Origin of the sequence: Vibrio sp. 2-1-2a (assembly GCF_032648565.1) — a bacterium.
Taxonomy (GTDB): domain Bacteria; phylum Pseudomonadota; class Gammaproteobacteria; order Enterobacterales; family Vibrionaceae; genus Vibrio; species Vibrio diabolicus.
Window position 1 is genome coordinate 125004 of record NZ_WBOH01000007.1, and the last position, 22619, is coordinate 147622.

The following is a 22619-nucleotide window of genomic DNA, read 5'->3' on the forward strand; positions in this document are numbered from 1 at the left end:
CGTTATTTGCTCTCAGCATTCGCAACAAACAGTTGTTTACCGTTTAGGCGGAAACCATTGATAAGTTCCTGTCCGCGAGGGTTCACCAACCAATCACTGAATGCTTTCGCGCCTTGGTAGTTGATTGTTGGGTAACGCTCAGGATTAACAAGAATAACTTGGTACGGGTTAAACAGTTTTTCATCGCCTTGGAACAGAATTTCTAGATCCAATTTGTTTTGGTAAGCCAGCCATGTGCCGCGGTCCGTCATGGTGTAGCCTTGCATTTCAGACGCCATGTTTAGAGTTGGGCCCATACCTTGACCTACGCTACGGTAGCCACCAAAGTTCGGTTCGATTTTAGTTTGAGCCCAAAAGCCCATTTCTTTTTTGTGCGTACCAGAATCATCGCCGCGAGAGATGAACGTTGCGTTTTTGTTCGCGATCTCTTTGAATACATCTAACACGCCTTCGTCATTTTTGATTTTTGCTGGGTCAGCTTTCGGGCCAACAATTACAAAGTCGTTATACATCAGTTTACGAGGTAGAACGCCGTAGCCTTTCTCAACGAATGTGCCTTCGGCTTTTGGTGCGTGTGTCATCACCAAATCTACGTCACCGTTTTCGCCCATTTTTAAGGCCTTGCCAGTACCCGCAGCGATAACATCGACTTTGTAGCCCGTGTCTTTCTCAAATTGTGGAAGCAGGTAATCAAGTAACCCTGAATGGTAAGTACTGGTAGTGGTTGCTAGGCGAACGTGCTCGCCATCTTGAGCGGAAAACGCAGAGTAACTTACAAGCGTGATTGACGTCGCAGCCAGAGTTAGCGCAATTTTTTTCATTTTTATGTGTTCCTTTCCAATGATTCTTTGGCTTTTCTCCCGATGTATTGGGAGAGGCCTCTTGGGCGAGAGCGATTAGTTCAAAGTGCAAGTTGTCTTAGGGTGTTGGAATGACAAACACCAACATCCTGAGATCACTTGAATACGCCCTGTAGCCACCTTATAGCAAACAAGATGCCAACCTTTTACAAGCGAAAAGTGCTCGATTTATGCACTAAATCATGGGGTTATTTGCACAAAAGTTTGCGTTGGTACAAAATGTCGCACTTTTTGTAGGGTATCTCTGTTTAAACTTGGTACACTCTGTCCCATCCGAAGCCATCTGGGGTAAATATGTCTACTCAATCCCATATTAGTACAAACCAACAATATAACGCCTTTTCCGTACTGGTCGTTGATGATGAATTGGGCATGCAAGCCATTTTGAAAAAGGCATTGGGGAAGCTTTTCTCACATGTCGACACTGCTGGCAGCATCGAAGAAGCAGAGCAACTGCGTAATTCTCGACATTATGATCTGATTTTACTGGATATTAATCTGCCGGGGCGCTCTGGGATTGAGTGGGAAGAAGCGTTTGAAGATGACGACAAACGTGCCGATGTGATCTTCATGACGGGCTATGCGGATTTAGAGATTGCTATTCGCGCACTTCAACTTGGTGCTTCCGACTTTATCCTCAAGCCCTTCAACCTAGAACAAATGCTAAAAGCGGTCAGCCGCTGCATGGATCGTCGCTTGAACGAGCGCATGCAGTACGCCATGAAGCGCGATTACCAACGTCACAATACCTCCGAGATCATCGGTGGTTCAGAAAAAACGCGTCAGCTTAAGCAGCTTATTAACCAGTTTGCACCGTCGCGTGCTTCTGTTTTGGTGGAAGGTGAGTCGGGTACGGGTAAAGAGCTGGTTGCGCGAGGTATTCACCAAGCGAGTGGGCGAACGGGCCCATTTGTGCCAATCAACTGTGGCGCCATTGCGCCAGAGCTACTTGAAAGTGAGTTATTTGGTCATACATCGGGGGCGTTTACCGGTGCGAAAAAATCTCGTGAAGGTTTGTTCCGTGTTGCGAACGGTGGCACCTTATTTCTTGACGAAATTGGGGAAATGCCACTTGCAATGCAAGCGTCGCTGTTACGAGTTTTGGAACAGCGAACTATCCGTCCTGTTGGTTCAGAAAAAGAAATCAGCATTGATGTCCGTATCGTGGCGGCAACTAACCGTAATCTGCAAGAAGAGGTCAACCAAGGAAACTTCCGCAGTGACCTGTATTACCGTTTGAATGTGCTCAAAATCGAAGTGTGTCCGCTGCGAGAGCGTAAAACCGATTTGTTTGAGCTCGTGCCATTTTTCAGCAATATGCTGACGCGGGAGCTTGGTATGCCTGCGCCAAAATGGGCGCACGAGGACATGGAAGCCATGAGTGAGTACGATTGGCCAGGCAATATTCGTGAACTGAAAAACTTGATTGAGCGATGCATTTTGCTTGGCAAACCGCCTGCGCATTATTGGCGGGAGCTAAACGGTGGACACTCATTGCCTAATGTGTCGATTACTGTTTCTCACTCTGCTGAACTACCGACATTTAAAGAAGGTAGAGAGTTCACCGGTGAGGGGTATCCAAACAACTGGACTCTGAAAGAAGTCGAAAAAGCGCATATAAAACAGGTCGTTAATTTGCACGAAGGCAACAAATCAGCCGCTGCTCGTGACTTAGGCGTTGCGCGTAAGACCTTAGAACGTAAGTATAAAGAATGGGATTCTGAGGATGAGGAATATGCCGACTAACGGCCCGCAGCACAAAGGATTGTCGAAATGGACGCACCGTTTTAAAACCATGGTGCGTTATCGCTTATTATTTTTAACCTCCGCACCTATCTTTCTGACTTTGATAGCCCTGATCGGGATTACCATTTATTGGTCCATCCATTATACGTGGCAAAATGCACTGCTGGATGTTTCTGAACGTCTTGGTGTTGCGAATAACAGCGTAACGTTGTTACAGCAAAAGCAATCGAATTACGTACGTGCGTTTGCTGACTCATACGATTTTCGTATTCGCATCAATCAAGGGATACCGCAAGATGAGCTGCAAAAGTGGGTCACTGAGCAGAAGAAAAGATATGCTTTAGATTTTCTCTCTTTCCAACGCGTCAACTCGATGGAAAACAAATTCCGCTTTATGGATCTCACTAAGCGAGAATCGTTTTTTGATGTACTCAATAAAGAAGAACTCGAACGCCTCGATCCTGAACTTGCTAAACGAGCGGAAGTGCCTATTCTTGCCGATGGTGGCATGGAAGCGCGTGGGTTAGTCAGTCGAACCGTGATTCCTGTACATAGCCAAACGAATGATTTGATCGGCTTTCTTGATGGTGGTTTGCTTCTCAATAACAGCACTGTATTGGTAGATCAAATTCGCGACTTAATCTATCTCAGCGATAATGATCGCCTTCGTCCGGTTGGCACATTGACCGTATTTCTTGATGATTTGCGTGTAAGCACCAACGTTCCTCTAGACAGCGAGCATAGGCTAGGGCGCGCCATAGGCACTCGCGTGAGCGCAGAAGTGTATAACCAAGTACTTTCAAAAGGTGAGCAGTGGGTTGACCGAGCCTATGTGTATGACGCTTGGTATATTACGGCGTATCAACCGATCAAAGACCAATACGACAACGTCATTGGTATGCTTTATACCGGTTACCTAATGTGGCCATTCGTAAAAGCCTACATGACCAACATTGCCGAAATTAGCTTGATTACCATTATGTTATTGCTGGTTTCCGGCGTGATGGTATATCGCGGTTCTTATGATCTGTTTCGGCCGATCGAACGCATTCATAAAGTAGTTAAGCAGGTCCAACAAGGAAAAGAAAAACGGATTGGTCCATTGGGCTTAGATGCAGATCATGAACTTGCGCAGTTAGCCAGACAGTTTGATGATATGTTAGACGCGCTAGAAGAGCGCAAAATTGAACTGAAGAACTCCGCAGCACAACTTGAATGCAAAGTTCAAGAGCGCACAGCAAGCCTTAGAGAAAAAACCCAAGATTTAGAGCTGCATATTCAACTGCTCAACCAAACTCGCGACAAACTCGTTGTTCATGAAAAACTGGCAGCACTGGGAGAACTCACCGCGGGGATTGCTCACGAAATTAATAACCCAACCGCCGTGATCCTTGGCAACGTGGAGTTGATCCACTTTGAGTTGGGTGACGATGCAAGTCGAGTACAAGAAGAGATTGATGCTATTCACGCGCAAATCGATCGTATTCGCAATATCACGCGCAGTTTATTGCAATACAGTCGCCAGGGCGGTGTTCAAGATGAAATCACTTGGCAACATGTCAATCCTATAATTGATGAAAGCATCACCTTGGTTAAAACGGGCACCAAGAAACGCGACGTCGAGTTTGTGACTGATCTACAAGCACATACGTCAGTTGAGATAAACCGCCATCATTTGCTACAAATCTTAGTTAACCTGCAAATGAACGCCATTCACGCAATGAACGGCAAAGGCACTTTAACAGTAGTCAGTGAAGACTGGATTGAAGAGGGAGAAGTGAAAGGAGCCGCGATTCATGTTATTGACGAGGGCTGCGGTATTAAGCCAGAAAACTTGAATCGAATCTTCTCACCATTTTACACGACGAAGCGAGAAGGCACAGGGTTAGGGCTGTCGGTCTCTCAAAGTATCCTCAGCCAAACGGGTGGTGAGCTAAAAGCCGAGTCGGAATGGGGAAAGGGCAGTAAATTCAGTATTTATTTACCTAAAAAAGCCGAGCTGATCCTAGAGGTGACGAATATCGCTTAGTCACTTGTTGTAAGCATTACGGAAGAAAGAGCCAGTTATAATACTGGCTCTTTTTTGTATTCAATGACGCATTTGTACTTGAGCTTTTTGCTTTGAAGAAGCACTGCGATGGTTTCACTAGCGATGAATTAATAAAAACAACACTTGCAGTATGTAGCATGAACAAGTACCGTTGCCCGGTTTTTCTAAATACACCCCAATTGCTAAGGTAAAGGTTTTGATCTCCACAGCGAATATTACTCAACAATTCGGCGCTAAGCCGCTATTCGAAAACATTTCAGTTAAGTTCGGCGAAGGTAATCGCTACGGCTTAATTGGAGCTAACGGTTGTGGTAAATCAACCTTTATGAAGATCCTCAGCGGCGAGCTTGAGCAAACCAGCGGTAACGTGAGTTACGATCCAAACGAGCGCGTTGCAAAACTGAACCAGGACCAGTTCGCTTACGAAGAATTTACGGTGATCGATACCGTTATCATGGGTCATAAAGAGCTATGGGAAGTGAAGAAAGAGCGTGACCGCATCTACTCACTTGCTGAAATGAGTGAAGAAGACGGCATGAAAGTGGCTGATCTAGAAGTTCAGTTTGCGGAAATGGACGGCTACATGGCAGAAGCCAAAGCGGGCGAGCTTCTTCTTGCGGTGGGTATTCCAATGGAGCAGCACTTCGGCCTAATGAGCGAAGTGGCGCCGGGCTGGAAACTTCGTGTGCTTCTAGCGCAAGTTCTATTCGCAGACCCAGACGTTATGCTGCTTGACGAACCTACCAACAACTTGGACATGGATACGATTCGTTGGTTGGAAGACACGCTAAATGCGCGTAACTGCACCATGATCATCATCTCGCACGACCGCCACTTCCTAAACTCAGTATGTACGCACATGGCTGACTTGGATTACGGTGAACTGCGCATTTACCCAGGTAACTATGATGAGTACATGACAGCAGCTTCTCAAGCTCGTGAACGTCTATTAAACGACAACGCGAAGAAGAAAGCACAAATTGCTGAGCTACAAACGTTCGTTGCACGTTTCTCAGCAAACGCATCGAAAGCAAAACAAGCGACATCTCGTGCGAAGCAAATCGACAAGATCAAACTGGATGAAGTTAAAGCGTCTAGCCGTCAAAACCCATTCATTCGTTTCGAACAGTCGAAAGAGCTGTTCCGTAACGCTCTGATTGTTGAAAACCTAAGCCAAGGTTTCGAAGAGGACTTGTTCTCAGACTTCAATGCAATTTTTGAAGTGGGTGAGCGCGTTGCGATCATCGGTGAGAACGGTGTGGGTAAAACAACACTTCTAAACACGCTTGCTGGTGTGCTTGAACCGCGTGCAGGTGAGTACAAATGGTCTGAAAACTCAAATATCGGTTACTACGCGCAAGACCACGCGCATGACTTTGCAGAAGACATGAACCTAACGGATTGGATGGGTCAATGGCGTCAAGAAGGTGATGACGAGCAAGTCGTTCGTGGTTTCCTTGGTCGTATGCTGTTTGGTCAAGACGACATTAAGAAGTCAGTAAAAGTACTGTCTGGTGGTGAGCAAGGTCGTATGTTGCTTGGTAAGCTGATGATGCACAAGCCAAACATGCTGCTAATGGACGAACCAACCAACCACATGGACATGGAATCGATTGAATCTTTGAACACCGCGCTTGAGCAATACAAAGGCACGTTGTTCTTCGTATCTCACGACCGTGTATTCGTAGACTCGCTAGCAACTCGTATTATCGAAATTCGCGATGGCAAGATCACGGACTTCAAAGGCACGTACTCTGAGTTCCTAAAATCTCGTGGCGTTGACGCGTAATTACTCGCGAAGTGTTTAAAAAGCAAAAGCCTCGCTATTTAGCGAGGCTTTTTATATTGGTCTTAATCCTTAAACTGACCGGTTATATACGCATATATGCCGACGACACCAAATGTAATGATCATTGAGAGCATGATGCCACTGGGCGTGAGCAAAAAATTCCACAGTTGGTCATTGTCCATAGTTCACATCCTTTGTGAATGAGCTGTAGTTAGCATCAATTAAAGCAAGCGTTGCATTGCTACAACACATGTTGCTATTTCTGACTTATATCGTTTAATTAAGCCTTCATAACGTGATGATTTACTTATCCCAATTGTTATAAGTTTACACGAATCGACGGTTTTGTATTATTTTCTCGTTAACGAGATGCACTTTCGCCTTTCACATCAAACTCAATTTTGTCGGCTCCGGTAAATACTTGGAAGCGTAAACCTTTCGCACGCGCAATGGTCGTAATACCAAATTGTTTCGCAAGATCTAACCCCATTTGAGTAACGCCAGAGCGAGAAAGCAGAACAGGAATGCCCATTTGAGCCACTTTAATCACCATCTCTGAAGTAAGGCGACCAGTTGTGTAGAAAATTTTATCTTCACCTGTTTCTTCTTTGAGCCACATCTCACCTGCAAGCGTATCCACAGCATTGTGGCGGCCGACATCTTCCACAAATGACAACACCTCATTCCCTTTGCAAACCGCACAGCCGTGTACTGCGCCCGCTTTTTTGTAGGTGTCGTTGTAATGAGTTAACGCTTCCAGCGCAGAATAAATTTCTGATTGTTTAAGCGGAACTTGAGGCACTTGGTAGTTCTCAAGTTGTTTCATCACATTGCCATACATGGTGCCTTGACCACAGCCAGATGTGACGGTTTTCCTTTTCAGAGCGCCTTCTAAATGTTCGGTATTTTCTTTAGTAATCACCGCTGCGGAATGCGTTTCCCAGTCAATAATGACGGATTCAATTGCGGCTGGATCGGACAGGAAGCTTTGGTTTTTTAAATAACCCAATACTAGCGCTTCTGGACGCGAACCTAGCGTCATGAGCGTGACCACTTCTTTCCAGTTCAGCATGACCGTAAGAGGACGCTCGCAAGCGATTTGCTTTGTGAGCTTTTCGCCGTACTCGTCGTACACATCGACTTCAATGGTTTGCAGGGGATTTTCACTGGTTTTAATAATATTTGGTTTCAGCACAGTCGTGTCCTAGTGATTAAGAGCGTTAGGTTGCTACGCATTTAGCTTGCTAAGTGGTTAGCAAAGCAAATCTCGTTCCAAAATAGCGGTTCCCATAAAAATTGCGAGGTTTTATGTCAACAATGCATTAAAACTGCGATATCGCAGTAATGACACATCAATAAATTTGAGTTTCAACTACTTTGGTACTTGAGTATAGCGCTGTGTATAGGATTGATTTGGCGCGGTTATTGCTTTGTAGCGATGAAATGGATGAAAGCCAAGGTCAAAATGTCCTGTGAGTTTTCAGACCAAAATAGAAAAACTGGGTGAGTTATGTCGGATAAGAAAGATTTCGAGAACAATTACGAGAAGACTGAAGACGCATGGCCAATTGGCGTAGAGCTTGTTGAGCATGAGATCAGTACAGGGATTTGGGTGACAACCCAATGGCAGTTGACGGGATTTGCGCTAAATCCGACGGAAGAGACTCCAGATGTTTGTCTGTTGCAATTGCACAAAGACGAGCGTACAGACTACCGCTTTAACTTAAGCTCTCAGCAACCTAAACTTTTTTTAGTGATGGATAACGTCGAGTCTGGTGAAAAACCAGCGATACAGCTACTAACGGCTTCACAATCTGTCGCGGCGCAATATATGGATGGCGACAACCTTGTACTATCCAACGATATGCCGTTAGCCGTTCAGGCTTGGATGGAAGCCTTTATCGGTCGCCACGGTGAGCTGTTAGAAGTAAGACGTAAGAAACGCAAAGGAGCGGGCAGAGCAAATGGCAACTAGTTTTTTAAGCCGTTGGTCGAAACGTAAATTAGAAGAATCTTCCCAACATGATGAAGAGATAACGCCGATAGCAGAGACGGAGCAATCCGAAGATAGTGTCACAGCGCTTTCAAACGCTGACGAAAGCTCAGACGCTTTGAACGTCAATGAGGTTAGTCAGGCTCCAGACATTACCGCGAGTGTAGAGACTGAAAAGCCCGAAGAAATGTCTGTGGCGCAACTGCTGGTTTCTGAAGCTTCAGAAAGCGTTAAGAAAGCCGCGCTGCGCAAAATGTTCTTGTCCGAAGAATTTAACGTGCGTGATGGCCTAGACGATTACGATGATGATTACAGTAACTTAAAGTCACTTTCTAAAGACGTCGCAGAGACGCTGCGTGATTGGGTTAAAGAAAAAGTGGAAGAAGAACCAGACGTTGAAACGACGCAAGGATCTGAACTTAACGCTGACGATATCGCATCTGAAGTGGTTGAAGACACAGAACCAAACGCCGAAAAAAGTGCCGGAATTACCCAAGATGAAAATGAACTGTATATAAATACAGTGTCCGGTGAAAGTGATACTTTTGCTGAGGAATCACCGCCTAACGAGGTGAGACAAAATATACCACACAAAGAATAGGTACATTTTGACTAAACACTCAATGAACCGGCTGGGACAAAATGTCTCAACCGGTTTTTTTATCCCTACTATTTGTCGGCAAAATATCTAAGTGATTGAATTTTAATTTATATTTTATTGGCATGACATTTGCTATTTGTTGCTCAATACCAATCTGGTTGAAGTTAGTACGGACCCACTGCGTAGTATTCATCGCCTATAGATGGCGGAATAAGAATGCTCATTGATAAGTTAATCAGCAGAATCTCCGGCGCTAACTACACTAAGAGATGGAAAAGACTATCCATGTTCATAAATGGAATTGAGCAATGCTGAAACAATTATTAGAACAAGCAACTTCCAATAACGGTAAAGCGAGGCTGTACGCTTTCGAAAATACCGTAGAGTTGACCAATCTTATTCCACCAACCGTAAGCTATGAAAGCGGCGGTAATACTTTGATTGTGGGTCCAACGGCAATCATCGAAAGTGCGGCAGCGCAATTGTCGCAAATGAACAGCCTAACGCTGCTTTCTACCGATGGCGAAAAGGGAACAAATCCCGAGCTTTACTACGCCAATTCGGTTCAGGTTTCAGGGTTCTTAGGTACGTTTGAAGTTCTGATTGAAAATCATGGTTCGACCAACAATCTTGCCAAGGTCGCGATCAATAGCGATTGTTTCGATATCGTACTCGATCTTTGCCTAAACAGCTGCATGTCGGAAGAAGTACCAGTACCGGGCTACTACCCAGTTGGTCGTGGCTATCCGAAACTGGCTGAGGCGTTGGAAGAAATTCCAACCTTGATGGGGACATTCGATAAACCGAAATTCTTCCGTTTAGATACCGATCTATGTGCACACAGCTCTCGTGGCGTAAAAGGTTGCGAACGTTGTGTGGATGCTTGTCCGGCAGGGGCACTATCAAGTGAAGGCAGCGACAAAACGGGCCATCGAATCGAGATCAACCCATACCTGTGCCAAGGCGTGGGTACTTGTGCTACAGCGTGTCCGACAGAAGCGATTCATTACGCATTGCCAAACCCCGAAGATACACAAAAGTTTATTGAACGTACGCTAGCCAACTATGAGCAAGCGGGTGGTTTAGATCCTATCGTATTGATTTGTAGTTCTCGCCACGAGAGCTACAACGTGATGGCACTAAAAGCATTGCCAGATAATGTGATTCCAATTGTGGTGGAAGAACTGCCTTCGGTTGGTATAGATACTTGGTTTGCCGCGCTTGTGAACGGTGCCACTCAGGTGCTGTTTGCTGCTTCGCGTTTTATGCCTCAAACCATTATTCGTGTGCTTAATAGCGAAGTAGGTATTGCTCAAGAGCTGCTCGACCAACTTGGTATCGCCAAAGAAACCATCGACATTCTGTATCTAGAGTCACTACGTGAAGGTGCTCCGACACTTTGTACCGAGTCTTTTGATTTGGCATTAGGTGATTTGCAAGGTAACAAACGTCAGCGTCTATTTACGGCGTTGGATGCGTTGTCAGCATCGCGTATTCCAGTTGAGAACATTGTTGAGCTTCCAGCGAACGCACCTTACGGCACAGTCTCTTGTGAAAATAAAGATTGCACGTTGTGCATGAGCTGTGTGGCGGTGTGTCCAACACGTGCATTGCATACGGACGGCCAATCTCCGTCGCTTAAATTCGTCGAGCAAGACTGCATTCAATGTGGGCTGTGCGAGAAAGCGTGTCCAGAGAAAGTGCTGACGCTTACTCCTCGTATGAACTGGGTGAAAGAAGAACGCCAGAAAGCGGTTGTGATTCATGAAGAAAAGGCTGCCGAGTGCATTCGCTGTCACAAGCCTTTTGCTCCGCAATCGATGATCGACATGCTGCAAAACAAGCTTCGTGGTCATTCTCATTTCTCTGATGAAGCTGCCATTAATCGCATCGCCATGTGTGAAGACTGTCGTGTGATCGACATGTTTGAATCGATGGCTGCAGATCCAATGAATCAATTGAAATACTAGGAGCTCGCAGTGGATACACAACAAGAACAAACACTGAGAACAGACATTTATCTCGTTTTATCCGCACTTTTTCGTAGTGCGCCAAGTGATGAAATGCTGGCGTTCCTGAAATCGCTAGAAATTGAACCGTCTGAGAGCGCGATGCAAAAAGCTTGGCTCGCACTGCAACAAGCCGCGAACGAAGCGCAGCGAGAAGCGTTAGAAGAAGAATATCAAGATCTGTTTATTGGCATTGGACGTGGTGAAGTTGTGCCATTCGGGTCTTGGCATCGCACTGGCTCGATGATGGAAAAACCGTTAGCGGAAATTCGTCGCGATTTGGATCTTTTAGGCATCGAACGAGAAGAGAACGTGAAAGAGCCTGAAGACCATATTTCTGCACTGTGCGAAGTGATGGCAATGCTGACGGGTGAAGAGGAAGAACTTCAACAAGCGGTGTTTAACAAACACATCGCCCCTTGGTTCCAATCTTTTACGCGCCAACTAGAGAACGCAGAAAGCGTGAACTTCTACAAGCCAGCTGCACAGCTTTGCGATGCGTTTTTAACGTTAGAGCAAGTGCGCTTTAGCGTGAACACCAAAAGCAGTAAGAACAAATTAAAAATTGATGTGAAAAACGTCACTGATTACGAGTAATCGAGCAGTACTTGGTCATATCGATAGAGAGGCATGAGTCTCCAAAGATCTACCGTAAGGTAAGGAAGCAATGATGAAAGATAATAAAGAAATAAACACAAGCCGTAGGGATCTCCTAAAAGGCTTCACAACCGCTGCCGTTGCTGGTGCTGTTGTTGCGGGAACCACGAAAGTGGCCGTTGCTTCAGAAACGGTTGAGCCTTCTGAAAAAGACGTGAAGAAGAAAGGGTATCGTGAAACTCAACACATTCGCGATTACTACAATACACTTTAGGAGATAACGGATGAAACTTGTCAAACGCTCCGACAGTGTGAGCAAAGAAACGAACCAGCTTGGCGTATCTCGTCGTGCATTCATGAAAAACACTTCGCTTGCCGCTGGTGGCGCAGTGGTTGGTGCTAGTCTATTCGCACCGGGAATGATGAAAAAAGCGCAAGCAAAATCAGTCGATCCAGAAGCGAAAACAGAAGTAAAACGTACTATCTGTTCTCACTGTTCAGTGGGTTGTGGTATTTACGCAGAAGTTCAAAATGGTGTTTGGACGGGTCAAGAGCCTGCATTCGACCACCCATTTAACGCCGGTGGTCACTGTGCAAAAGGCGCAGCACTGCGTGAACATGGTCACGGAGAGCGCCGTCTTAAATACCCAATGAAGCTTGAAAACGGTAAGTGGAAAAAGCTTTCTTGGGATCAAGCGATCGAAGAAATCGGTAACAAGGTGATGGACATCCGCAAAGAGTCTGGCCCTGATTCGGTTTACTTCTTGGGAAGCGCAAAGCACAGCAACGAACAAGCGTACTTGTTCCGCAAAATGGCATCACTTTGGGGCACTAACAACGTTGACCACCAAGCGCGTATTTGTCACTCAACAACCGTGGCGGGCGTAGCAAACACTTGGGGTTACGGTGCGATGACCAACTCTTTCAATGACATGCACAACTGTAAGTCGATGCTGTTCATTGGTTCAAACCCAGCTGAAGCACACCCAGTAGCGATGCAGCACATTCTGATCGCAAAAGAGAAGAACAACTGTAAGATCGTCGTAGCGGATCCTCGTCGTACACGTACGGCAGCAAAATCGGATCACTATGTATCACTTCGTCCTGGTTCTGACGTTGCATTCATTTGGGGTGTGTTGTGGCACATCTTCGAAAACCAATGGGAAGATAAAGAGTTCATCCGTCAACGTGTATTCGGTATGGATGAAATCCGTGCTGAAGTGGCGAAGTGGACGCCAGCAGAAGTTGAGCGTGTAACAGGCGTAGGCGAAGAAGACGTTTACCAAACAGCAAAACTGCTTTCTGAAAATCGCCCAGGCTGTATTGTTTGGTGTATGGGTGGTACTCAGCATACTACTGGTAACAACAACACACGTGCTTACTGTGTGCTTGAGCTAGCGCTTGGTAACATTGGTAAATCAGGCGGCGGCGCAAACATCTTCCGTGGTCACGATAACGTACAAGGCGCAACCGACCTTGGCGTACTTTCTGACACGCTACCGGGCTACTACGGCCTTTCTGAAGGTGCTTGGCGTCACTGGTCAAAAGTGTGGGAAATCGATTACGAATGGATTAAAGGTCGTTTCGATGACAACGCTTATAGCGGTCAGAAACCAATGCACAGTGCAGGTATCCCAGTATCTCGTTGGGTTGATGGTGTATTGGAAAACAAAGACAACATTCGTCAACGCGAAAACATCCGTGCAATGTTCTACTGGGGACACGCAGTGAACTCTCAAACACGTGGTGTTGAGATGAAAAAAGCGATGCAGAAGTTGGACATGATGGTGATTGTGGACCCATACCCAACGGTTGCTGCGGTAATGAACGACCGTACCGACGGCGTTTACCTGCTTCCTGCAACAACACAGTTTGAAACATACGGCAGTGTTACCGCTTCTAACCGCTCTCTACAATGGCGTGATCAGGTGATTGAACCTTTGTTCGAATCAAAACCAGACCATGAAATCATGTACTTGCTTTCGAAGAAACTGGGCTATTCCGATCTTCTGTTCAAAAACATCCGTGTTGAAAACAACCAGCCGGTGATTGAAGACCTAACGCGTGAATTCAACAAAGGCATGTGGACGATTGGTTACACAGGCCAAAGCCCAGAGCGTTTGAAAGCGCACCAACAAAACTGGCATACGTTCCACAAAACCACATTGGAAGCGGAAGGTGGCCCTGTAAACGGTGAAACCTACGGTCTACCTTGGCCATGTTGGGGTACACCGGAAATGAAACACCCAGGTACACACATTCTGTACGATACGTCTAAGACGGTTGCAGAAGGTGGTGGTAACTTCCGTACGCGCTTTGGTGTGGAATTTGAAGGCAAGAGCCTTCTTGCAGAAGACAGTTACTCGAAAGGCTGTGAAATCAAAGACGGTTACCCAGAATTCACTGACAAGTTGTTGAAACAACTTGGTTGGTGGGACGACCTAACGGCTGAAGAGAAAGCGGCAGCAGAGGGTAAAAACTGGAAGACTGACCTTTCTGGCGGTATTCAGCGTGTCGCGATCAAGCACGGTTGTATCCCATTTGGTAACGCGAAAGCGCGTGCGATTGTTTGGACGTTCCCAGACCGCGTACCACTGCATCGTGAACCACTGTACACACCACGTCGTGACCTTGTAACGGACTACCCAACTTGGGACGACAAAGATGCGATCTTCCGTGTTCCTACGTTGTATAAATCCATTCAAGAGCAAGACAAATCTGGCGAGTACCCAATCGTTCTGACTTCTGGTCGTCTGGTTGAATACGAAGGTGGCGGTGAAGAGACGCGTTCAAATCCATGGCTTGCCGAGCTTCAACAAGAAATGTTTGTCGAAGTGAACCCGAAAGACGCGAACGACCTTGGTTTCAGAGATGGTGATGATGTTTGGGTTGAAGGTGCAGAGAAGGGACGAATCAAGGTGAAAGCGATGGTAACACGCCGTGTGAAACCTGGCTTGGCGTTCATTCCGTTCCACTTTGGCGGTAAGTTCGAAGGTGAAGACCTACGTCCTAAATACCCAGAAGGTACACAGCCTTACGTTGTTGGCGAATCGGCCAACACGGCAACCACTTACGGTTACGACCCGGTTACCTTGATGCAGGAAACCAAAGTAACCCTATGTAACATTCGTAAAGCGTAAGGAGTCTGACAATGGCACGAATGAAATTTCTATGTGACACCAAACGCTGTATCGAGTGTAACGGCTGTGTTACTGCATGTAAGAACGAAAACGACGATGCTCTTGAATGGGGCATTCAACGTCGCCGCGTGGTAACACTGAACGACGGTGAAGCTGGTGAAAACTCCATCTCTGTTGCTTGTATGCACTGTACCGATGCGCCTTGTATGGCAGTTTGTCCAGCAGACTGTTTTGAACATACCGAAGACGGGATCGTTCTTCACAATAAAGATCTGTGTATCGGTTGTGGTTACTGTTTGTTTGCTTGTCCGTTTGGCGCACCTCAGTTCCCTAAACAAGAAGCGTTTGGTGAACGTGGCAAAATGGATAAATGTACTTTCTGTGCGGGCGGCCCAGAAACAGAGCCTGGCTCTGAGGAAGAGCGCCAAAAATACGGTGCGAACCGTATCGCAGAAGGCAAGTTACCAATGTGTGCATCGCTTTGTTCAACCAAAGCGCTGCTTGCGGGTGACGCAGAGAAAGTCTCTGACATTTTCCGTCAACGTGTGGTAGAACGCGGCGCGAAAAACGCAGGTTGGACAGACGGAAACGATCTTTCTTACGATGCGACGAAAAGCTAAGTAAGGAGAGGCACATGTTAAACACGCTTAAACGTGCGTCTCTAGCAATGCTGTCAATGATGACGACATTGCTGCTGACTTTCGCAATGCCTGCTTCAGCAGAGGAACAATCTTCTAAAGTTATTCAACAGGAGATCACGCAACTCGCCGGGGCAGACTATTGGCGCGAAGTCAGAGAGGGGCAAGAAGGCTACACCACGTCTCAATCGCCAGAACATGGCGTATTGATCAGTAAACCTGGTGAGACTTGGTACATTCTAAAAGAGAAGTGGATGTCTCCAGCTGGTGCTGTCGCGATTTTCGGCAGTATTGCAATGGTAATCATGGCTTACGTACTCGTTGGCCCTTTAATGCTTAGCAAGCCGCGTACTGGTAAAAAGATGAAGCGTTGGTCTCGTTTAGACCGCGCGCTTCACTGGAGTATGGCGTTTACATTCTTAACGTTGGCATTCAGTGGTTTGATGCTGGTTTACGGTAAGCACTTCTTAAAACCGTACGTTCCTACTGAGTTCTGGGGCTTTATCGTGATGTTGGCGAAGCAGTACCACAATTACATGGGACCATTGTTCTTCATTTTGCTGATGCTCGTGCTCTTTAAATGGTGGCGCAAGTCGATTCCAAACATGACTGATGTTCGTTGGTTCATGAAAATGGGCGGTATGGTTGGTAAACACAAAGGCACACATCCGTCAGCTGGTTTCTCAAACGGTGGCGAGAAGGCAATCTATTGGTTATTGATCTTCTTTGGTGCTATCGCGGCAGTGAGTGGCTTAGTTCTAGATTTTCCTATCTTTGGCCAAACTCGCCGTGACATGGAGCTTTCTAACTTAGTTCACGCGATTTCGGCACTGATTCTAATCTGTGGCTTTATCTTCCACATCTATATTGGTCTATTCGGTATGGAAGGTGCGCTAGAAGGCATGGTTACAGGTGAAGTTGATGAAACATGGGCGAAAGAGCATCACGATCTTTGGTATGAAGAAGTGAAATCCAAAGAAGCGATGGGCGAAACAGATACGGCACAAACGGAAGCAAAAGGAGCGAAAGCGAATGAACAAACCTCATAACGGGATTTGGGTTGCGTACATCCTGAGCTGTCTGACCCCGTTTACGTTTCTGATCTCAGGCGTTATCGCAATTATCTATGCGGGTTACCGATTAGATAAGGGAGAAGACAGCGACGTAGTGATTTCTCATTACTACGGTTTAATTCGTACCTTCTTTCTCTACCTGACGTTTTTTGTTGTGTTGATCGTCACCGTCGCGACTTCTAACGGTGTACTCGTTGGCGTGAGTGATTATTGGTTGCATAGTACTTTGCTTGAAACCATCGCTTACTTTATTCCTTGGATAGGGATGGTGTTTGCTGCATTAGCCATCTTGGTGTGGTTTATGCGAATGTTTCAAGGGATGCAGCAACTGCGCAATAACCAACCACACAGACCATCGACAGGTCCAAACCTTTAATCAGTATTCTTTAAGCAAAACCGCCGTAATAGGCGGTTTTTTTGTTGCTGTCATGTCTCAAATATGAAGCGCTGAGTCCCACAGGTGATACTTGATGCAACTTATTGAGTGAATTTACGTAACTGGGCAGAAAATCATAGTTAAGTAAGAAACATGTAAAAAAATCGCGTCGCGATGAGACATTAGTCTCACTCACGCTATTGTTCATTTACTCAGGATTCATCGTCCCGTTAAAGTACGCTGCGCTCAGAAATTCAAAGAGTTGCATACGTGAAAATTGCCATCAATACATTCAGTCTACGCATACAGAGGAATCTCTATCGGAGGATGTTTGATTAAGGCATCTTGCTCTCACAAATAAAAAGAGCGAAACGAGCATTAAATGATGCGGCAAGGAAAGAAAAGGACAAACACGTTACGGCTATGATCCCTCAATTCGTCATTCCTATCACGAATCGCTTTGGCGAAAGCTATCACTTCTCTGGTCAGTTACTTACTAGCGGCGAACCTAAAACATTCGTGACCAAACAAGAGGCAATAGAGTTTCTTGAGAGCTTTGGTGAGCTTGACCTTCGCTCTGTCGAAGACTTGTTCTATTCGATTGGTCAATTCAAGCCAAACATACCTGACGGTGAGCTTACTTCCCAACACTATAATTCAACGTTTGCCAATGCTTTGGTGAACGGTGACTTGCATGTCGCTCGAATTGTACCGACCGGAGAAAACTACGCACTCTCGTCAGCGGTTACGCCTCCACCGACTCAAAATACGGTCAATGCAAAACCATCGAAGGGAAAGGGGAAGTCGAATAAAAAGAGTGGCAGAAGTTCCGCATCCGCCAAGCCTCAGCAACAAAGCAGCGAAAAACATGAGAAAGCCGGTGATCCTGTATCACTTGTGACGGGTGAAGAAATTCTCGAACTCTATGATATCGAGCTACAACAAGGTACTACTTGGCAGCGTACTTACCGCTCATCGCAGTCGGATGTAAATCATGGAATGGGCTTTGGTTGGCGACATGCATTTCAGTTTGAATTGCACGAGAAGACGGACGAGAAAGACAACGTTATCGCTTGGGAGTTTGTTGACGATAAGGCAGATATCACAGAATTTGAGCCAGTAGATATTGGAGCAACAAGTTACCAGATATACGCTGGTGCGAGCTGTTATTTCCTAAATTCAGCAACTCGGATCGTGACGCTCGCGAATGGGCATCAATATCGGTTTGAGCAAAAAGATGATCGCTGGCTTGTTAAACAAGTTAGAAATGGCACGTTTTCAACGTTTCAATTGCAGTATTCTCGAAACCATCGATTGATCGAGATCGCATATAACAAGCGTCCGGTTCTTGAATGTCAATATGATAAGCAAGGACGCCTTGTTGAACTGCTTAATGCAAAGTCCCAAAAAGTTCTGACAACTTATACCTATGATGAGCACGATGATTTGGTCAGTGCAACTAATCATTTGGGCTTAAAGGAACAGTATCAATACCGCGGCCATTTAATTGTTAAGCGTGTACGACCAACTGGCTTTACTCATTATTTTGAATGGGATGGCGAAGGTGCAAAAGCGAAATGCATCAGAAACGTTGGGGACGCAGGAATTTATGACTATCGCTTCCATTATCAAGGAAATCACTCTTCTTATTCTGACTCTTTAGATCATCAATGGTCTTTCTTGCATGATGAGCAGGGTAACTTACTCGAGAAAATAAGCCCCACAGGTAAAACTTGGCGATGGCAATATGATGAACTAGGACGAAAAGCACAAGCTATCTATCCTGATCAGTCAACGGTCAATTATCAATATAATCAGCATGGTCAATTAGTCTCTAAGTTTCATTCCTCTGGAAAAGAAATTCAATATGGTTATGACGGCTTAGGTAAGTTAGTTAAAACGGTTTCACCTGATGGGGATATCGAGAAGGCTTACTACAATAGCCTCGGTCAAAGAGTTTGGGATACCGATCAGTTTGGCTGTGTCACGGAATATGATTACGATAAACACGGTCAAGTCGTCAAAAAAGAGTCTGAAGATGGTAATAAAAGTCAGTGGTGGTGGGATGAACAACAAAGACTTATCGCGAATGAAATAGACGGTACATTACTTCGTTACAGCTACAACGAAGAAGATCTAGTGAATGGCGTCGCTTATCCCGATGGGTGTATTGCTCAACTCGCTTATGATCAATTTGGCAGGCGTACATCAGTTCGTTATTTTAACGACGAAGACAAAGTCGGTTATAGCGAAGAATATTCTTACGATGAGCACAGCCGTGTTGCTCAGATTCGAACGCCGGCAGGCATTACCTCTTATCAGTGGGGAGCACTCGCGCAACAAGAAGCAGTCATCTTTCCCGATGGCAGCCATATTTCTTACGAATACGATCAACAACGTAACCTGACTAAATTAGTTCGGAGTGACGGCTTAGAGTTCGAATTCCTGTATGACGATGAAGGCCAGCTGTCAGGAACTGTCGGGTTTGATAATCTACAAAGCCAATTTGATTATGATCATATGGGGCGGATCCATCGTAAGCAAGTCGCCGATAGGACGGTGCTGTATCGCTATGACGCTGCGGGTTATCTCAAGCACGTCAAAGCAGGAAATGGTAGCAGTATTGTAGAGAACCACTTCAATTATACGCTTGGTGGGCGACTTACTTTCGGATCCAATCGCCATCACACATTGCAATACCAATACTCTTCATTCGGGCATTTAACAAAGCGCATTCAAGGTCAGTTTGAGATAGCGCAGGAGTTTAACATAGTTGGCCAACGCGTATCTCAGGTACTGCCGGATAATACGGAGCTGAACTTCTCCTATGATCGATATGGGCGTTTTTCAGCGATTCGGTTTGGAAACCTAGATTTACCTCAAATCAAATTTCATTACGATGAAATGGGACGAGTTTCCCAAATTAAAACGGCACATTTTAATGAGCGCATCATTTATGATGGTGTTGGTCGTTTGGTTGAACAACATTGGCCAGATAGAGAGAAAAAGTACGTTTACAACGCACAAAACCGCATTTCATCAATCATTGATAATACGGCAGGAGCAACGCACTATCAGTACGATACCTTAGGGCAACTGAAACGAGTCAATGCTTCCGGAGAAGTGACTAAGTTTGAATACGATAGTTTTGGCAATCCTACTTTGCCATCTTCAGAGGTATTCGCTGATCGTATTGAAGTGCACGATGATGTCCGGTTCAAATATGACGCGCAAGGAAATCAGACAAAACGTGAGGGGCAAGGACACGTTCAGACTCGCGTATTTGATGCGTTAAATCAGCTCATTGAAGTTCACACCGACGATGGCATCAGTCAATATGAATATGATGCATTAGGGCGCAGAACGAAGAAAATTACACAACAAGGCGTTACGGAGTTCCTGTGGGAAGGTGAACGTTTAATTGGTGAACGCTCTTCAGGTGCTTTCCGCTGGTACCTATATCAACCTGAAACCTACACGCCAGTGGCACTGCTAGAAAATGACGTTATTTATTGGTACCAGTGCGATCAAGTTGGTAAACCAGAGCGACTAATCGATTGCGAAGGGAATGTTGTATGGAGTGCAAGTTACGATGCTCACGGTTTTGCTCATGTACATATTGAAAATGTAGCAAATCCATTGCGTTTTCAAGGGCAGTACTTCGATCGAGAAACCAACTTACATTACAACCTCGCTCGGTATTACGACCCTAAGCTAGGACGTTTTATCCAACAAGATCCGATATCTATTGCTGGTGGCATTAATCATTACCAATATGCAGTCAATCCTATCCAGTGGATTGACCCAACAGGCTTCTTGTGTGAAGAAGGGCTAAAACGCTTGCAACAAATGCTGGCTGAGTATCAGGCGCAAAACAACGTTCCCCAAGAGGTTTGCGATCAGATTTTAGAGGCAGCAAAAGAGTCATCTGTCGGAGAAGATGGCGTTCGCTCTCAAGTCAAAATCCGAAAACCCAATGGTAAAAATCATATTCGATATGAATACGATTTAGACCATATTGATTGCGAAAGAAACGAGATTACTTTTTATCGTCATATTAATCATTCAGATGGCAGCAGGCACGAAGTGCAGTATGTTGTTGGGATTGAGGAGTTTGTCAATGCGCATGTTTTTGACTCAGAGAAAGTCGGTGGAGATGAAAGTTGTACTATCTTAACCGAGGAGCTAGTGCTTAATGAAGCGGATTACAAAGAGAACTCAAAATTCAACGATAATGATAAATACAAACTCTCTGAAGAGTGTAAAGAGAAGATTGAAGAGTGTTTAGTGGAACGTCAAAAGGCAATGGACGCTCGGACTGGTCAAGATGGATATAACGCGCAAATAGGTAAAATCAATAAACAATCGGCAAAAATTGGTGAATTGGCGGCGGATGATTTTGTTCGGAGTAAATGTCCTAATGCTAAGCTAATTCATCCCAAAGATATTGGAACTTCAATTTCGAAGCCGGGCGACTTTGATATGGTTTACAAGGTGGAAGAGCCACCACCTGGTGAAATTATAATTGTTGAGGCTAAAGGTGGCAGCAGTTCGCTGGGTAGCCGTAAGATCGGAAATATGGCATATCAGCAAGGGACCACTGAATATGCGACAGAAATAGTATCTTTGATGGACAGTAAGAAATATGGGACTACAGAAAAGGCAGTTGCTAATAGCATTAACTCTGCTATTCAAGATGGTATACCAATACGTTATGTACATACGCAAGCAGAAATATCTTCTAGTGGTAAGGTTTCCAAGTTCATAGCAAAAGAGTTTGATATAGATATAGGAGAGTTCAGAAATGGTTGATAACTCAAAGGTAAAAAAGGTTGAACGAGTAGCTCATGTTGAACTAAGTGATTTTGAAAGAGAAGCTTATCGAGAAGAGATAAAAGAGAGCTTAGACAAAAGGAAAAGGCGCATATCTATAAAACGAGAAAACTTGGTTTACTTGAGCGATGGTATTTCTTATCAACTCCGTTTGTATACATGGTTACCTCCATTAGATGATGATGAGAGAATCGGCACACTATGTCTATATGAAGCATCATTAATGCGTGCCTTTTATCATCAGCTCGCCATGAGACCTGACGAGCCTCAAAGTATTCAATTACCTGGATACCCGGAAGTAATCTGGAAAGGTGAAGGTATTTTAAAAACGGGGTGTTTACACCCTAACCGATGGCTTGATGCTTATTTCACTTCGGTGATTGTGCGTGACAAACCCAGTATGGACCTGTTGGCGAACTTTCCGATTTCTCTAATGAAGCAAAGCGCCACTAAGGCAGGTGAGCTTTCTTACATGTTAGTGGATGTAATTCAGTCATTCCACAACCGCACATCGGATTACCCTGATAAGCTGGTTGCAGCAATGGACGCAGCGGTAGCTCAAGGGGATAACTGGGCGTTGGAAATTGCGATGGGGCTCCTAGAAACCTTCGCAGCGCTCACTACTGACATTGGTTATGATTTTGAGGAAGTGCTCGTTAAAAACCTACAGTTTCAAGAGAAATATCATCTTAGAGAATTAGGACCAGATAGGATAGGCATCCGAACTTTTATTAACTTCCCTCTGCTTGGCATGGCTTGTATGTGGTACGACAAAGGCAACCGTTTATCTATTGAAACCGGTTGGCTTCCTCCTTATCTCGTCGAGGGGCGTTGGCTAGAAGAAGTAAAAGCAGGGAAGATCACTCGATAAATTATCATTTAGTTAGAAATTCAGTATATAAGCCACCTTTCAC

At 45.3% G+C, this 22619-nt stretch carries 16 protein-coding genes; 14 read left to right on the forward strand and 2 right to left on the reverse strand.

Features of this window, described 5'->3' with window-relative positions; translation table 11 throughout:
- Positions 1-2: 2 nt before the first annotated feature.
- Positions 3-821 carry a substrate-binding domain-containing protein gene (locus F7Y48_RS18775; protein WP_005396187.1) on the reverse strand — a complete coding sequence of 273 codons (819 nt, stop codon included), beginning with the start codon at positions 819-821 and terminating at the stop codon, positions 3-5.
- A gap of 333 nt (positions 822-1154) precedes the next feature.
- On the opposite strand from F7Y48_RS18775, the gene F7Y48_RS18780 reads away from it, so the two are divergent.
- The 3 genes from F7Y48_RS18780 (at position 1155) to F7Y48_RS18790 (ending at position 6445) form a co-directional block, all read left to right on the forward strand.
- Positions 1155-2606 carry a sigma-54-dependent transcriptional regulator gene (locus F7Y48_RS18780; RefSeq protein ID WP_005396186.1) on the forward strand — a complete coding sequence of 484 codons (1452 nt, stop codon included), beginning with the start codon at positions 1155-1157 and terminating at the stop codon, positions 2604-2606.
- Complete coding sequence (locus F7Y48_RS18785) at positions 2596-4635, forward strand: cache domain-containing protein (RefSeq protein ID WP_199803935.1); 2040 nt, start codon at positions 2596-2598, stop codon at positions 4633-4635. Before F7Y48_RS18780 ends, F7Y48_RS18785 begins: the two co-directional genes overlap by 11 nt.
- Positions 4636-4852: 217 nt before the next feature.
- Positions 4853-6445 carry an ABC-F family ATPase gene (locus F7Y48_RS18790; protein WP_012841837.1) on the forward strand — a complete coding sequence of 531 codons (1593 nt, stop codon included), beginning with the start codon at positions 4853-4855 and terminating at the stop codon, positions 6443-6445.
- A 361-nt stretch (positions 6446-6806) separates the two neighbouring features.
- Here F7Y48_RS18790 and F7Y48_RS18795 read toward each other — a convergent pair whose 3' ends face one another.
- Positions 6807-7640, reverse strand: coding sequence for a formate dehydrogenase accessory sulfurtransferase FdhD (locus tag F7Y48_RS18795; protein WP_258507345.1), 834 nt, complete (start codon positions 7638-7640; stop codon positions 6807-6809).
- Positions 7641-7955: 315 nt separating this feature from the next.
- Between F7Y48_RS18795 and F7Y48_RS18800 the strand changes: the two genes are divergently transcribed.
- The 11 genes from F7Y48_RS18800 (at position 7956) to F7Y48_RS18850 (ending at position 22576) form a co-directional block, all read left to right on the forward strand.
- Entirely contained in the window at positions 7956-8420 is a 465-nt protein-coding gene (locus F7Y48_RS18800; RefSeq protein WP_005396177.1) for a DUF3305 domain-containing protein, read from the forward strand.
- On the forward strand, positions 8410-9039 hold the full coding sequence (locus tag F7Y48_RS18805; RefSeq protein WP_316685244.1) for a DUF3306 domain-containing protein: 630 nt from the start codon (positions 8410-8412) through the stop codon (positions 9037-9039). The genes F7Y48_RS18800 and F7Y48_RS18805 overlap by 11 nt, the downstream gene beginning before the upstream one ends.
- Before the next feature lie 308 nt (positions 9040-9347).
- Complete coding sequence (locus F7Y48_RS18810; protein WP_020903769.1) at positions 9348-11009, forward strand: 4Fe-4S dicluster domain-containing protein; 1662 nt, start codon at positions 9348-9350, stop codon at positions 11007-11009.
- 9 nt (positions 11010-11018) lie between these two features.
- On the forward strand, positions 11019-11645 hold the full coding sequence (locus F7Y48_RS18815) for a molecular chaperone (protein ID WP_104971687.1): 627 nt from the start codon (positions 11019-11021) through the stop codon (positions 11643-11645).
- Positions 11646-11718: 73 nt separating this feature from the next.
- Entirely contained in the window at positions 11719-11919 is a 201-nt protein-coding gene (locus F7Y48_RS18820) for a twin-arginine translocation signal domain-containing protein (RefSeq protein WP_316685245.1), read from the forward strand.
- Between the two features lie 10 nt (positions 11920-11929).
- On the forward strand, positions 11930-14785 hold the full coding sequence (locus tag F7Y48_RS18825; RefSeq protein WP_316685246.1) for a formate dehydrogenase subunit alpha: 2856 nt from the start codon (positions 11930-11932) through the stop codon (positions 14783-14785).
- 11 nt (positions 14786-14796) lie between these two features.
- Complete coding sequence (gene fdh3B, locus F7Y48_RS18830) at positions 14797-15405, forward strand: formate dehydrogenase FDH3 subunit beta (RefSeq protein WP_005377536.1); 609 nt, start codon at positions 14797-14799, stop codon at positions 15403-15405.
- Between the two features lie 14 nt (positions 15406-15419).
- A complete protein-coding gene (locus F7Y48_RS18835; protein WP_316685247.1) occupies positions 15420-16472 on the forward strand; it encodes a formate dehydrogenase subunit gamma in 1053 nt (350 codons plus the stop codon).
- Positions 16456-16872 (forward strand): hypothetical protein, encoded by a 417-nt coding sequence (locus F7Y48_RS18840; RefSeq protein ID WP_005396167.1) that lies wholly within the window; start codon positions 16456-16458, stop codon positions 16870-16872. The genes F7Y48_RS18835 and F7Y48_RS18840 overlap by 17 nt, the downstream gene beginning before the upstream one ends.
- Before the next feature lie 423 nt (positions 16873-17295).
- Positions 17296-21684 carry an RHS repeat-associated core domain-containing protein gene (locus F7Y48_RS18845; protein WP_316685248.1) on the forward strand — a complete coding sequence of 1463 codons (4389 nt, stop codon included), beginning with the start codon at positions 17296-17298 and terminating at the stop codon, positions 21682-21684.
- On the forward strand, positions 21677-22576 hold the full coding sequence (locus F7Y48_RS18850; RefSeq protein ID WP_104979179.1) for an immunity 49 family protein: 900 nt from the start codon (positions 21677-21679) through the stop codon (positions 22574-22576). The genes F7Y48_RS18845 and F7Y48_RS18850 overlap by 8 nt, the downstream gene beginning before the upstream one ends.
- Positions 22577-22619 lie beyond the last annotated feature (43 nt).

Coding starts and splice junctions, on each gene's coding strand:
- F7Y48_RS18775 (WP_005396187.1), bottom strand. CDS start 821: ATGAAAAAAATTGCGCTAACTCTGGCTGCGACGTCAATCACGCTTGTA.
- F7Y48_RS18780 (WP_005396186.1), top strand. CDS start 1,155: ATGTCTACTCAATCCCATATTAGTACAAACCAACAATATAACGCCTTT.
- F7Y48_RS18785 (WP_199803935.1), top strand. CDS start 2,596: ATGCCGACTAACGGCCCGCAGCACAAAGGATTGTCGAAATGGACGCAC.
- F7Y48_RS18800 (WP_005396177.1), top strand. CDS start 7,956: ATGTCGGATAAGAAAGATTTCGAGAACAATTACGAGAAGACTGAAGAC.
- F7Y48_RS18805 (WP_316685244.1), top strand. CDS start 8,410: ATGGCAACTAGTTTTTTAAGCCGTTGGTCGAAACGTAAATTAGAAGAA.
- F7Y48_RS18810 (WP_020903769.1), top strand. CDS start 9,348: ATGCTGAAACAATTATTAGAACAAGCAACTTCCAATAACGGTAAAGCG.
- F7Y48_RS18820 (WP_316685245.1), top strand. CDS start 11,719: ATGAAAGATAATAAAGAAATAAACACAAGCCGTAGGGATCTCCTAAAA.
- F7Y48_RS18825 (WP_316685246.1), top strand. CDS start 11,930: ATGAAACTTGTCAAACGCTCCGACAGTGTGAGCAAAGAAACGAACCAG.
- fdh3B (WP_005377536.1), top strand. CDS start 14,797: ATGGCACGAATGAAATTTCTATGTGACACCAAACGCTGTATCGAGTGT.
- F7Y48_RS18835 (WP_316685247.1), top strand. CDS start 15,420: ATGTTAAACACGCTTAAACGTGCGTCTCTAGCAATGCTGTCAATGATG.
- F7Y48_RS18840 (WP_005396167.1), top strand. CDS start 16,456: ATGAACAAACCTCATAACGGGATTTGGGTTGCGTACATCCTGAGCTGT.
- F7Y48_RS18845 (WP_316685248.1), top strand. CDS start 17,296: ATGATCCCTCAATTCGTCATTCCTATCACGAATCGCTTTGGCGAAAGC.
- F7Y48_RS18850 (WP_104979179.1), top strand. CDS start 21,677: ATGGTTGATAACTCAAAGGTAAAAAAGGTTGAACGAGTAGCTCATGTT.